General features: G+C 47.7%; 11 protein-coding genes. 6 read left to right on the plus strand and 5 right to left on the minus strand.

The window, feature by feature from the left end; all coding sequences use genetic code 11:
- Positions 1–42: 42 nt before the first annotated feature.
- From N774_RS19485 to N774_RS0111000, 5 genes are all read right to left on the minus strand, one after another.
- Positions 43–1,200, minus strand: a complete 1,158-nt coding sequence (locus N774_RS19485) for a hypothetical protein (protein ID WP_024861297.1) — start codon at positions 1,198–1,200, stop codon at positions 43–45.
- 65 nt (positions 1,201–1,265) lie between these two features.
- A complete protein-coding gene (locus N774_RS0110985; protein WP_196231549.1) occupies positions 1,266–2,171 on the minus strand; it encodes a PP2C family serine/threonine-protein phosphatase in 906 nt (301 codons plus the stop codon).
- 33 nt (positions 2,172–2,204) lie between these two features.
- Complete coding sequence (locus N774_RS0110990; protein ID WP_024861299.1) at positions 2,205–3,074, minus strand: vWA domain-containing protein; 870 nt, start codon at positions 3,072–3,074, stop codon at positions 2,205–2,207.
- A 43-nt stretch (positions 3,075–3,117) separates the two neighbouring features.
- Positions 3,118–4,461: a protein kinase domain-containing protein gene (locus tag N774_RS0110995; RefSeq protein ID WP_024861300.1), complete on the minus strand. Its 1,344-nt coding sequence runs from the start codon at positions 4,459–4,461 to the stop codon at positions 3,118–3,120.
- A gap of 24 nt (positions 4,462–4,485) precedes the next feature.
- Positions 4,486–5,529 (minus strand): leucine-rich repeat protein, encoded by a 1,044-nt coding sequence (locus tag N774_RS0111000; protein WP_024861301.1) that lies wholly within the window; start codon positions 5,527–5,529, stop codon positions 4,486–4,488.
- Between the two features lie 514 nt (positions 5,530–6,043).
- On the opposite strand from N774_RS0111000, the gene N774_RS18320 reads away from it, so the two are divergent.
- From N774_RS18320 to N774_RS0111030, 6 genes are all read left to right on the plus strand, one after another.
- On the plus strand, positions 6,044–7,357 hold the full coding sequence (locus N774_RS18320; protein WP_024861302.1) for a sugar ABC transporter substrate-binding protein: 1,314 nt from the start codon (positions 6,044–6,046) through the stop codon (positions 7,355–7,357).
- A 15-nt stretch (positions 7,358–7,372) separates the two neighbouring features.
- Positions 7,373–8,572, plus strand: a complete 1,200-nt coding sequence (locus N774_RS0111010) for a GGDEF domain-containing protein (protein WP_024861303.1) — start codon at positions 7,373–7,375, stop codon at positions 8,570–8,572.
- A gap of 138 nt (positions 8,573–8,710) precedes the next feature.
- Complete coding sequence (locus N774_RS17370) at positions 8,711–9,259, plus strand: hypothetical protein (protein ID WP_037280935.1); 549 nt, start codon at positions 8,711–8,713, stop codon at positions 9,257–9,259.
- A gap of 176 nt (positions 9,260–9,435) precedes the next feature.
- A complete protein-coding gene (locus tag N774_RS0111020) occupies positions 9,436–10,500 on the plus strand; it encodes a hypothetical protein (protein ID WP_024861304.1) in 1,065 nt (354 codons plus the stop codon).
- A 41-nt stretch (positions 10,501–10,541) separates the two neighbouring features.
- Positions 10,542–12,293, plus strand: coding sequence for a [Fe-Fe] hydrogenase large subunit C-terminal domain-containing protein (locus N774_RS0111025; RefSeq protein WP_024861305.1), 1,752 nt, complete (start codon positions 10,542–10,544; stop codon positions 12,291–12,293).
- Between the two features lie 74 nt (positions 12,294–12,367).
- Entirely contained in the window at positions 12,368–14,023 is a 1,656-nt protein-coding gene (locus N774_RS0111030) for an FAD-dependent oxidoreductase (protein ID WP_024861306.1), read from the plus strand.
- Positions 14,024–14,038 lie beyond the last annotated feature (15 nt).

The raw sequence follows: 14,038 nt of genomic DNA on the forward strand, positions 1-14,038 counted from the left end.
ACCTAAACCTTTATAAAAATAATATGGCGATATTGGTCAATCTCACATTTTTTTCTTAAAGTTTAAGTTAGCCTTTGCGACTTTTTTTCTGTCCTTAGCCTGTTTGAGCATGTCCTCCTTGGACATTCCGTCGCCGCCTGCTGCACCTGTTGTATCTGCATCATCATCGTCAAGGAAATTGCTGAGTCTCTTCTTGAAAGCGCTCTCGCCGCTTGGCTTCTGTGTGAGAGTAACGCTAACGCTCTGAGGCTGCTGATAAACGCTTCTCATACCGCCGCCGTGAACGGAAGGACCTGAGTAACCCTGTCTGTAAGGAGCAGCATTCATGCCCTGCTGCTGATACATTGAGTTAGGCATACCGCCGTTATAGGCATTTGGCTGAGGATAGCCGCCCTGCTGGGGATAACCGCCGTGTGTGGGATAGCCGCCCTGCTGTGGGTAACCGCCCTGCTGGGGATAGCCCGGCTGCTGCGGGAAGCCGCCCTGCTGGGGATAACCCGGCTGCTGAGGATAGCCGCCCTGCTGGGGGTAGCCCGGCTGCTGCTGCGGGAAACCGCCCTGCTGGGGATAACCCGGCTGCTGCGGGAAGCCGCCCTGCTGCTGAGGATAGCCCTGCTGTGCGTAAACATTCGGGAAGCCGCTTGCACCCTGCTGCTGAGCAGCCTCGGTGTTCTCATAGAGAGAGTTTGCAGCGTCCTGATTGCTTGATTCTCTGTTGAATGGGTTAGTATCGTCAACATCGATACCGCTTGCGAAGTCAGCAGGAGCGCCAAGCTCTGCCTCGTCGTAGCCGCTGAGGAAATCAGGGGCAGAGTCGGCAGGAACTATAGTAGTAGCAACTACTTCCTCATCGGGAGAGAGCACTACCTTACAGCTGCTGTTGTCAACGCTTGAATTGACCAGAAGAGCGAGAGCCTCTTCATCGGGCTTGAAATAGCTGTAATCGTCAAGAGAGATAACGATCATCTGCTTAGCTATAACATGCTTTGCAGTAATAATGGACATAACTGCGATCTTTTCTGCGGGGACATCTTCAACTGTGCCCTCGTTTATGGATACAGAGGAGACTCCTGAATAGATCTCGTCCGAATCGGCGATTATAAGACAAAGGTTAGCGTCATAATTGACAAGCTCAGGTCTTTTTTCTTTTAGAGTTTCCGCAAAATTCTTAGCTGTGTTGTAGAAAGAACCTATTTCCATAAAAAACACCACTTTTCTTAATTTATTAAACGCTGCCTATGCGTTTAGGAAGATTAAGGCTTATGTCAGACTTTTTTATTGAGCAGAGCCGCCTTACGGTCGGCAGCTGCCTGTTTGTTTTCTTCGACCTTTTTCTTGATAAGGTCGAGCTTTTCATTCAGAAGTTCCTCGTTGTAGATACACGAGAGGGATATATCGTCCTCTGTACCGAAACGTGAACGCTTAGTCAGATTATTCTTGATAACTTCCTTGAAAGTGTCAAGATTAGCAAGCTGACTTGTGATTATAGTGTGGTAGTCGAGAAAATCGTACTCGCTGCCGAAGGACGTATAGAGTCCGTCGGTAGAACCGTAGAGAGCTATAAGCTTCTTCTTTGGTGCATAGAAGCTGCTGAACATGCCCGCAGCATTTGAGTTGCACACAGAAGCGGTAACATTGGCAGGAGCGGATTCGTTATATTCCATTGGCATAACAGCCTTGCCGTCCTCAAAGATAGCTACGAGGCTTCCGTCGCCGATCTGTACGCCGAATGTATAATCATCTCCTGCAACGGCGGCAACGAGTGTAGAGCCGTAGTAAGACTCGGGCAGAATTTCCTCAAATTCCTCGGGAGTAAATTTACTTTTCTCCTCATCGGTAACGGGGTTGTCGGCAAGATGCTTTTCGACTTTCATATTCCAGTTTGAGATGATCTGCTTTTCGATATTCTTTATGATGAGCTTATGGTTGACGGGAAGATTCTTTTCCAGAGCCTCGCGATCCTCATAGAATCTGTCGATAGCCTCTATTGCAGCCTCAACAGCGAATTTAGAGCCCATATGGCTTCTGAAATGCTTTTTGCTGCCGTGTCCGTCTGCGACTACAGCTATAGCGTAGTGATCGCCCACCTTAAAAGCAGAGCTGTCCTGACAAACTAAATTGGTCTTTTCGTGACTTGCGCCCATAACCGAATGGCTGAAGCCGTTGAACATAATTTTTCAGTCCTCCTCAGAAGTTTTGAAATATTACCAGCCTGTATCGAAGGGCACGTCGTCTCCGTCTGTCTGGGTAGTAACGAGTTCCTGTATCTGCTGACCGAGGAGCTTCTGCTTTGCAGCGAAAACGTCCTCTTCGCCGATCTCATGGCCTGTATCGTCAGAGAGAGTCATACTCTTACTGCCGATCTGAGAAGAAGTAACGGCGATGATCTTGATCATCTGAGCCAGCTGTCCGCCTGAATATGCGTGAACAACCGTATCCTTTGAGCCTGTGAACTCGGCGAGGATATTGTCGTTAGCTTCCTGACCTATACCGAGAGCGGCTTTAAGTCCGAATTTATACCAGCTGTTGGTCTGGAGCTCTCTGAGACCTTCCTTGTAGTCGTCTGAGGGATAACCGTCAGTCATAAGGAAGATAACGGGAGCGAAAGAAAGCGAGGGTGAATTTAGGAAGCTGTTTCTTGACATTCTGTGGTTGAGCTCCTTGAAGGCTGCGCCCATACTTGTAACGCCGCTTGCACGGAGTCTTGCCCACTCAAAGTCCTCTATCGGGATAGGATTGGAGTACATCCATCTTACCTCTGTAGAGAATGTAAGAACAGCGATCTTAACTTCTGTATCAGCTTCGCCGACTCTGCGTATCTCGGGGATAAGCTCTTCCATAACGGTATTGAGCTCGCCCATCTTCTTTCCCTTCATACTTCCTGACGTATCGATGAGGAAGAATATTACAAGGCTCTTTTTGGAAACGCTTGTAGCACTGAGGGGATCGTCGTCAAAATCGAGAATGCTGTTGTCGGACTCGGGAGCTGTAGATACAGTTTCTTTTGTATCGAAATTATCCGAAGATCCAAGGTTCTTGTTTACTTCGGGTTCTGTAACACGTTCATTGCTCATAATTTAATACATCCTTTCAGTATTACTGCTTTGGCCAAGCAGGTTAGATCTGTGCTTTTACTTCGCCAAAATCGATCTCAAGCCCCTGCCAAACAGGGAATCCCTTTCCGGGAGCTATGTCATAGAACTTTCCGTCGGGCATCTTGGCTTTCCACTGTCTGTCGGAGCAATTCTTTATTCCGAGGACGCCCTGCTTGAGCTTGTTCTCAACAAGCTCACCCGCAACGGCTGTGAAGTCGTCGGATTCGGGGAGTATCTCGCAGGTATAGAATTTACAGCCAAGATAAAGGGGGGTGCGGTAATCGCGGTTGCTGAATCCGATGGTAACGAATTCCATTCCGCATTTCGGACACTTGAAGGTCTTTTCATTCTGATGAATGAACATAGAGCTGAAGTTGGTCCTTCCGCATCCGCACTGAATGATCTCTGATCTGAGGCGTATGAACAGCTTCTGCCATTCGTTCTCGATGATACGCTTGGTAGGATCGCTGACGCCTGTGGTGAATGAACGGATAAAGGCGTCTTTTATATAATCCGGATATATTCTCCAGAATTTGATTATGTTATCGTGGATACCTCTTACGGGACGGTTAGAGTCGTCGTCGGGGTCGTACACGAAAACTGCGTTCTGACCGTAGTGCTTGAGCTCTGAGGACTCTGTAAGGCATACATCGCGTACTACCTTTTCGCCCTCCATGGGGTCGCCTCTGAAGAGAAGCTTGAAGAGCACTACTGCGAGAGAGTACTTATCGGTCTGGACATTAGGCTGAGCTATGCCTCTTACGACCTCGGGCGCCATGTAGCCGGGCTTACCGCCGATACCGAAGTTGCTTCCGTCAGGAGCGATGTTATCACAGTCGCAGACGAGAACGGCTCCCGTATTCACATTGATAAAGAAGCCTCCGTCGTTAAGGTCCTGATAGCTCTTACCTGCACGGTGGAGCTGTCTGAAAGCGTTTACGATATTGATGACGCAGGTCACCATAGCGCTGAGAGTATTGAATTTAACAGGGCGCTTTACACCGCGTCCTGTAAGCGGGTCGATCTCCAGCTTATAGGTATTGAGTATATCAACGAATGAGTCAAAGCCCTCGGGCTTGAGCTCCATGATATATCCGAATGTACCGTCCTCCATTTCCTTTGTGAGGTATTTCGGCCAGAGGAACTTATTGCTGGGGGGGCCGTCGTTTATATTGTTCTGGAGGTTCTTTCGGAAAGCGGCAGGTTTGCTCATCTTATTGATGTCATACCATTTGAGAGCCCATTTCTGACCGTTGAAGCGGACGAGGTAAACGATACCCTGACCACCGCTGCCGATCACGCTGAGCACCTTAGCTTTGCCGCCGAATTCCATTTCGACCTCTTGACCTATTTCAAGCTCTATCATAATATGATCTCATCCTTTCTTTTATTAGTCAAGCTCATATTCTTCAGCCGAGGTCACGAGAGTGAACCTTATTCCGGTGGCTAAACAGTATTTATGAACATAAGAATTTTCTATGCAGAAAATAACAAGATTGGGGCAGTATGAGAACGCATTTGCGTCGATGAATTTGATACTCTCGGGTAAGAAGAGCTTTCTGAGCTTATCGCAGCCCGAGAATGCTTCCGCGCCGATACTGCTGACGCTTGGCGGTATCTCAATGACCTCAAGGCTCGTACAGAAAGAGAAGGTACTGTCCTCGATCTCGAGAACGCCGTCGGGTATCTTAACAACGACCAGGTTCGCACACTGGCTGAAAGCGCCCTGCTTTATTATTCTCAGACCCTCGGGGAGGTCGAGACCTCTCAGGCGCTTACATGAGGAGAAAGCATATTCTCCGATAGCGAGGAGAGTAGAGGGGAGCTTGATAGTTCTGAGCGAACCGAACTTATCGAAGCAGAAGGCTTCAAGCTTTGTATAGCCGTCGGGAATGGTGATATTTCCGCTGAGCCTGTATCTGAAGGCGTTACGGGGAGTGAATACCATCTCATTGATATCGACGGGACGCTTCCTGACTTCTTCGGTCTTTTTATCGCTGTCCTCCTCACTTTCAGGAAGGACCTTGAGATGCGATTCGTAAGGCCAGCCGAGAAGGTATGTATAACAGGCGACAACGAATTCGGAAGCATTCTCCGAAAGGAAAAGGTCGCCCAGCATAAAGCTTTTGGCTTTCATGACAGCGATCTCGTGGTTCTTGTCCTCGAGAAGGATCTTGAGCACACCCATATTATACATATTAATAAGTAAGCGGCGTTCCTTGTCGTAATCGGGGATATGATCGCTGAGAAGACCTATGAACCTGTCTTTATTGGCAACAGCTTTTGTGCCGTCGTTAACAACGATCGACCTAAGCTCATGCTGAAACTCCATAGTGTTTTCAAAGCCCTCGATGTTCTGCGGTACAGGGGCACCGCACTGTGGGCAGGCAGAAAGCTTAGGGTCAAGTGGTGCGTTGCATTTCTCGCATTGCATGATCTTTCCTCCTGACATAAAAATATAGCAGCGCAAAGTTAAATATGCGTATTTATATTGTTATCACGTTTAGTATAACACTTTTCTATTTTAATGTCAAGGGAAATGGGGAGCTAAAAACAAAATTGAATTATCTTTTACAAAAATCGGGTATCGTATTTGTGCAAATTTTTTAAGTTCATAACAGAGCGTAATATCGGGGAAAAATATTAGTCGCAATATTGGTTGAGCCAATAAATGTATACTTGTTTGTTGAATAAACCTTACGTATAAAATTGATTAAAATGCATATATTTTTTTTGATAATTTTGTTTATCGCGCGAATGATGTTTTTACAAAATGTTGTTGAAATTCAAATCAAAATGTGTTAGAATGTATTATGGATATCAATCTATAGCCTGACAGGGGTAATGCCGCACGCTCATAGTTCCATGATATGAGGATGTAAATGGAATATCAAGCAGATATCCTGCGGAGGTTTCAGGTATAATTGATCAATAAGGAGGTTCAGCGTATGAACAAGGAAAAAAGAAGAAGAACGTTCAGGGCTGTCGCAGCCGGTTTTCTTTCTGCTGCGATGCTTGTAACAGGCGGATGTGGCAGTCAGCATGTGGGCCCGCCCGGTACACAGGGCGGCGGAACGATCGCTGTAATTACTAAGCAGGAGCTCAGCTTCTGGGACGACGTAAAGCTGGGTGCACAGGATGCCTGCGACGAATTCGGCTATGACATGACTTACACCGTTGCCGACGGTGATAACGATTATGTTACACAGATCGCCGCTATCAATGACGCAATAAATAAAAAAGCAAAGGCGATCGTAATAGCACCTAACAGTGCCACAGATCTTAATGAAGCTCTTGAAAAGGCTATAGACAGCGGCATACAGGTAGTTATTATCAACTCGAGCGTCGAGGGTCAGATAAACAGTAAGATCGTTTCCAAGATCGCTTCATCAGATACCGACGGCGGTACGGTAGCTGCAAAGAACGCTCTCAATGCATACAAATCAAAGAAGGGCGATCTTGCAGGTATCGGCAAGATCGGTATCGTCGGACATACCGCAGGTACTGCTGAGGAGCGTATCTCAGGCTTTATCTCGAGAATGACAAAGGGAATCGCAAATGCTAAGGGCATTGAGGTACCTGAGGATAATGCTTATGCAGCTATGGCAGCCGCAGCAATGGGCGGAGCAGCTCAGGGCGGTCCAGCCGCAGCAGCAGCTCAGGGCGGTGCAGCCGCAGCAGCAGCTCAGGGCGGTGCTCCTGTGACAACAGCTCCCGTTGTAACAGAGCCTGTTGAGACAACAACTACTGTTCCTTACGAGATGCTTTCAGACCTTGAAAAGGCTCAGCTTATGGTTGCAGAGCATGAGGAACAGGTCAAGGCAGATCAGGAGCGTGAGCTTGCAAATATCAAGAAGAACTTCGTACAGACAGAGCGCTGTGCAAAGGTTGATGAAGCAAGAGAAGCTACAAAGAAGCTTCTTGGTACTGACGGAAACGGTTTCTCGGTACTCTACGCTACAAACACAAATACAACACTGGGTGTTTGCGAAGCTGTAGAAGAGCTTGGTCTCGGCGGTAAGATCGTTATCGTAGGCTTCAACTCTGACGAGGAAGAGCTCGGTTACATCAGAAGAGGTGTCCTCGACGGTGTTATCATTCAGAATCCTTATGTTATGGGATATGTTGGAGTAAGATACGCTAAGCAGGCAGTAACAGGCGCAAGCGTAGGCAAACAGCTTGATACAGGTGTTACATTCGTTAATGCAAACAACATGAACGATGATTACATTATGCTCATGCTGTATCCGGATAAATACTAATGGAGGTGGAGAAGTATGGCAAAATCAGCATCTAAAAAGGGACAGGGCGGATACGTCTTCGCCGCTATCCTGGTAGCCGTTATTTACCTTTTCAACACGTTCCTTGTTGAGAATATCTTTACAAGCTCTGCCGAAACATCCAGAAAGACTTCTATGGCTATGGCATCTATCAACAAGATGAACGGTCTCCTTTCGGACCTTAACAATAACTCACTCAGTATCGCCGCAGGTGTCGGCAACCCTACAGCTCTTATTATGGCTACAGAGCCGATCTATCAGAATATCCTCGATGCTGAAAAGCAGTTTGAATCCATTGAGGGTATTTCTCCCGAGGCTTTAAAGAGATACAATTACGCTAAGGCTATGATCGATACTTACAAGAAAAAGCTTGAATCCCTCGGTTCGGATACAGCTGTCAGTGACGATCAGGAGGCCAAGACCGACGTAATGAAGTATGACCTCTATTCACTTCAGACAACCGCGTCACAGATGCTTACATCTACTATTGATATCGTTAATATCGATACCGCGAGAATGTCAGCTAAGAATACCACCAAGTCCTATATCCTCATGACCATCATGATGATCATCGCTATCCTCGGTGAGCTTGCTGTATGGCTGTTCGCAAGAAGAGCAAAGAAGGCAAGACTGGAACTGGAAGAGCGAGAGATGCGACTTGCAGAGGTCGATGCAAAGCTCAAGAATACACGTCAGAAGGCAAGCGACCTTGCTGTTATGAACGTTCTTACAGGTATGAAGAACCGTTATGCTCTTGATAACGATATCAGCGACAGACTTGAATCAGGAAGATTCCAGATCGCCGTATTCGATATGGATAACTTCAGAAGTATCAACGATACTTACGGTTATGACTTCGGTGATGAGTACCTTGCAGCAGTTGCTGAGAGACTCAAGCAGGAGTTCTCGGACGTTGCCGAGATCTACAACATCACAGGTAACGAGTTCTGCTTCGTATTCAACAAGAATATCTCAGAGAGCCAGGCTACAGGTATTGCACAGAATATCCAGCGTGTAATGAGCAGCCCTTACGAGGTGCTCAACCTTACAGTTCAGCTCCCATGCTCAGGCGCAGTTTACCACTACCTCCCCGGCGACTGCCTCAACGTCAACTCCGTTCTCGTTAAGCTTGATACAGCTATGAGAAACGCTAAGATGAACGGCGGTAACATGATAACTACTGTAATGAATATCTGATCAATTATAGTGAAAAGGTCGGCTGTCAGCAATGACAGCCGCTTTTTTTGCACCTTTTGGGTAAAAAAGATTGACATATATCCTGAAAGGTGGTAAAATATACACACATGGAGAAATAAGGAAAGGCAGGTGTTGAGAGTGAAAAAGTTCGCAGTATACAGATCGGCTACGGGAAAATACTGCTATCAGTATGCTGATACTTTGGAATCTCTTGTGGGCACCGGCTTTGAGGATATCATCACCGAGGAGCAGCTTCCCGTGGTTTTCGACGGCAGAGGCGGCTATTTCCGTTTCCGTGAGAACGACCCCCATTTTTTGCAGGTCATCGAGACCGATAAGGAGTCTCCGCTGGAGCTGGAGGATATGTACGCCAAGAATTCTCCCGATTTCAAGCTGGGCTGGATATCTCCCGAGGGCGATACCTACTCCTGTGCATTTACAAATCACGCAAAATGTGCGAAAATGATAGCTCAGAAGTTCTATCCCGATATGAAATACCCCGAGACAGCTCTTGACAAAAAGGGCTGGCTGCAGGTCATAGACTCATGGAACGGCACCGAGAGACACCACGGACAGTTCGTGTTCACCGACCGCGGCATAATCACGAGAAAACAGGCGGATAAGCTGTTCGATCTGGGCCTTTATTATAATGAAGAGGTGCAGAAAATACTGGGAAATGATGATTAAGAACCAAATGTGAACAAATAGTTGACATATATTGGGCGGTTTACATAAAACCGCTCTGTTTTTTGTGCAGTTTTTTTATTGACTATATCGTCTTTTTGGTGTATAATATTACTATATCATACTCGATAAGTGCGCGGACTAAGGTTTCGGTCGGGTGTTTCAAGGAGGATATTGATATGGCAGAACAGAGATTTATTAAAACCGTTACTTTCGGCGGATATGAAAAAGAGGCTGTTGTAAGACGAATGGAGTACCTGAATGAGCAGGTGCACGACCTGAGAAATGAGCTCAGAGAGACAAAGCTCGTGCTGGAGGCTTATAAAAAAGGCACAGATGAGGAAAAGGCTCTTGAAACCGTACTTTCAGAGGAACGCGCAAAACTCACACAGGTACAGGTACAGAATAATACCCTTAACTTGAAGCTAAAGGCTACAGACGACGAGAACAATAACCTTAACCAGCAGATAAAGGATCTCAATGCCGAGATAGCAGAGCTGAAGGATAAGCTCAAAGCTACCGAGTCAAAGTGCGCGGCTCTCATGGCTCAGGACGAGGCAATGGCTCTGAGCAATGTATTCATCGAGGCTCAGAAGTCATCTTCCATGCTGGAGGGTACTGCAAAGTCAAAGGCTGCCGAGATAGAGTTCCAGTCAAAGAAGCTGGCTGAGAATATCGTCTCAGACGCCAATACCGAGGCTGAGAATATAATCTTCGAGGCAGAGAGAGAAGCTGCCGAGATAATTGCAGAAGCAAAGAACAAGGCTGAGCAGATGAGCGCAGCTTCAAATAATCTGAGGGCGTCGGTGCTTGAAGATGTAAATATGCTGAAGCTACATATGGGCAAGGTAAGAGATGCACTGGAGGGCTTCCGCAATGTGGGCGCGACCAAGCTGGTGGAGGCTGACGAGTGTCTCAACAAGACCGAGGAGGCTCTCAAGGAGGGCGGTATCCCCGTATTCAAGATACCCGGGAATATACAGCCCGAGATACCCGAAAAGCCCATGACCCTTTCAGAGAAAATGCGCGACGACGAGGAAAAGCGCAGGAAGCAGGAAGAACTTGACAAGCTCAAACAGATGGCTGATTCAATAGGAAACAAAAAAGACGACCACAAGGATAAAGAAGACAATGATTCTCCGAAGGAAGCCGCAGGGGATAATCAGCAGAGCGGCGAGAAAAAGGGCGGAAAGCTCGATCTTGCTGCGTTGGCGGCTAAGGCTAATTCTATCAAGAATAAGTAAAACATGTTTGATTTTTGATTTTCATAAGGAGTTTATATAATATGAGTGAATTGATTATTGTAAAACCCGAAAAGTGCGTCGGCTGCAATGCCTGCGTAAGAGAATGTCCCGCTCCCGAGGCTAATATAGTAAAGCAGCTGGAGGACGGACGTTTCATAACCATGGTAAACCATGATAAATGTATCGGCTGCGGAGAGTGCGTAAAGAAATGTACTCACGGAGCAAGAGACTATATCGACGATACTGACGATTGTATCGCTGATATCTTAAAGGAAAAGCTGATAATAATGGCGTCTCCTGCCATAAAGACAGTTCTTCCCACAAGGTGGAAGGGCGTTCTTGATTGGTTCAAGAAGCAGGGCTGTACCATTTTTGATGCTTCATTCGGTGCGGATATATGCACATGGGCTCATATCAGAACTATGGATCAGGACAAGATCGGCAATATCGTTACTCAGCAGTGTCCTGCTATCGTAAAGTACGTTGAGAAATACCAGCCCAAGCTTCTCCAGAACCTTTCGCCTATACACAGCCCTGTTGCGTGCAGTGCTATCTACATAAAGAAGTACCTGAGAAGAAACAACCCTATCGCCCTTATCTCCCCATGTATCGCAGAGAAGTATGAGGCACAGGACACAGAGCTCTTTGACTATAACGTTACGATCAAGAAGCTCCTTGAGTACTTCGACAGAAACGACATCAATATCCCTATAGATACATCAGAGGACTATGAGTACAAGTTCGACGAGTCACAGGGACAGATGGGCGCTATCTACTCCCGTCCCGGCGGACTCAGAGACAATATCTGGCTCCATGACCCCGATATCAACATCACAAACTCTGAGGGCGTACACAAGGTATATTCCGAGATCGAAATGTACAGCAGAATGCCCGAGTCCAAGCACCCGAGAATATTCGATGTTCTCTCATGTGAGTTCGGATGTAATATCGGACCTGCTTCGGGTACGAGACAGACAGTTTTCGATGCTATGACCACTATGAGAGCTGTAGAGAACGAGGCTAAGACACGCCGTAAGTCAGGCGGTATCATGGGACGAGGCGACGACAGGCTCTTCAAGAAGTTCGATGACGAGCTCCGTGTGGCTGACTTCCTGAGAAACTACAAGCCCTCTATGCCTACACCTATCCCGAATATCAATCAGCTCCAGCCTATATTCGAGAAAATGGGCATGCATACCGAAGAAGAGCGTGCATACGATTGTCATGCCTGCGGCTACGACACCTGCCGCGATATGGCTATCGCTATATACAGAGGTCTCAATACTCCCGATAACTGTATCGTTCATGCTAAATCTGTTCTCCTTGCAAGACATTCTGTACTGAACAGACAGAACGAGAAGCTTGCCGAGATAACAGAGGAAGTCCTCGCACTTTCTGATAAGCTGAAAGAGAATGTTTCAAAGATAACTGATAATATGCAGAATATCGGCGAATCCACTTCAGCTACAAGCGAGAGAGCTGCTGTAGTTAAGGATCTTCTGGAGAACGTTGTTACCTTCTGTAACGATAACTCAACTATGGACGCAGACAGCGTATCACAGCTCACATCTATCCTTGAGACCACTATCGACGCATTCAGCGCTCTCGATGATAATGTTACCACAACAAATGAGAGCTCAGAGACTATCAACTCATCTATCAATGATATCATCTCACTTGTTGGAGACATCAACGAGGTCCTTGTAAAGGCAGGCAATGACAAGACCAAAAAGCTTGAAGATCTTGACAAGCTTGCCGAAGAGGAAGCTAATAAGCCTGAAGAGAAAAAGTAATACAAACGCCGATATTTCCACGGGAATATCGGCGTTTTTGAGTACACATTATTATACGAAAGGACAGACCTGTCATGTACGAAACAAGCAACACACTTTCCGAGGAAATAACAGCCGCAGAGATAAGCGATTCCTGCTGTGAGACGGGAGATATAGTCCCCGACCGCACAGAGGATCATGAGATAGTAGTGGTTGGAGCAGGCGCTTCGGGAGTTCCCGCAGCAGGCTGGGCAGCCGAGCTGGGAGCAGATACGGTGCTGCTCCAGAAGGAAGCAGCTGTGGTATCACAGGGCAACTGCGGCTCTGCTATCATAAAGTCGCGCTCCACAGAAGCAGGCATAGCCAAGTGGATACACCACACCAACAGCCTCTGCGACTGGAGAGCCGATACAAAGCAGCTCCGCGCATACGCCGAGCATTCCGAGGAGGCTATGATGTGGTTCCTCAACCGCGCAGGTCTCACCAAGGAGACCGAGTACGGCGACGGCAGCAAGGTTGACAATAACGCCGAGAGCGCAAAGCTCCTCAACGACGGGGATAAGCTCTGCGCATTCAGAAGCACCAGCGGCGACTTTACGGGAGTGTGGAAGGACCGCATGAACAGCTACGACTACGGCGACGACCACTGCTACTTCTGGGCTCCGTGGATAGGTCCCAAGCCCCTGAACGTGGGTAATGCCCTCCACAATGCCCTCAATAATATCATGGCGGAGCATAAGAATCTCCGCGCGTATTTCTCTACTCCTGCGGTAAAGCTGGTCATGGACGGGAAGAGAGCTGCAGGCGTTATCGCCAAGGACAAGGACGGAAAGTACATACAGTTCAACGCTTCAAAGGCAGTCATTCTCGCAACGGGTGACTACACCAACAACGCCGCTATGGTAAAGCGCTGGTGTCCCGATATTGCAGAGTTCGACAAGAAGCAGTTCGGCAAGACAGGCGACGGACATATCCTTGCCATAAGCGCAGGAGCTAAAATGGAGAATCTCGGTCACACCAAGATGATGCACGACTTTGACTCCGCCCTCATGTTCGAGGAGCCTTTCCTCTATCTCAACATGGACGGCGAGCGCTTCACCAATGAGTACACGGGATTTGTGTATATGGGCAACCTGCTGAAATATCAGCCCAAGTTCAAGGGCTCAATGCTTGACGCCGACCACAAGGACGGCTCAAGGGGCTGGTACTGCGCTATATACGACAGCAGCTATACCGAATGGGACAAGGACGAATTCGTGGACGGCTGCGTTCCGCCTTTCGTAATGGAGAAGTTTATCCCCGGAGCTGTTGAAGAGCCACAGGGCGTGTTCAAGAACCTCATAGACCTGCACAGGTGCGATACTCTTGAAGAGCTTGCAGCGGAGCTGGGTATACCCTATGACAAGATGAAGGCTTCCGTAGATCGCTACAACGAGCTCTGCGAAAAGGGCTGCGATACGGACTTCGGAAAGCCTGCAAAGTATATGCACAAGATAGAAAAGGCTCCGTTCTGGGGAGCACGAAAGCATATCCGCGTTTCTGCGGAGGTATCGGGCGTCATCACCAACGAGAACGCTCAGGCTCTTGATGCCGACGGAAAGCCCATAGAGGGACTTTACTGCGCAGGTAATCTCGGGGGACCCTTCTACGGCGGTGCGGACTATCCCTTCCACCAGACGGGACTCTCTCTCGGACGCTGCTATACCTTCGGCATGATAGCCGCTAAACACGCTTTGGGTCAGCTTAAATAATGCAAAGCCCCTATG

Source organism: Ruminococcus flavefaciens AE3010 (genome assembly GCF_000526795.1).
GTDB lineage: Bacteria > Bacillota > Clostridia > Oscillospirales > Ruminococcaceae > Ruminococcus > Ruminococcus flavefaciens_D.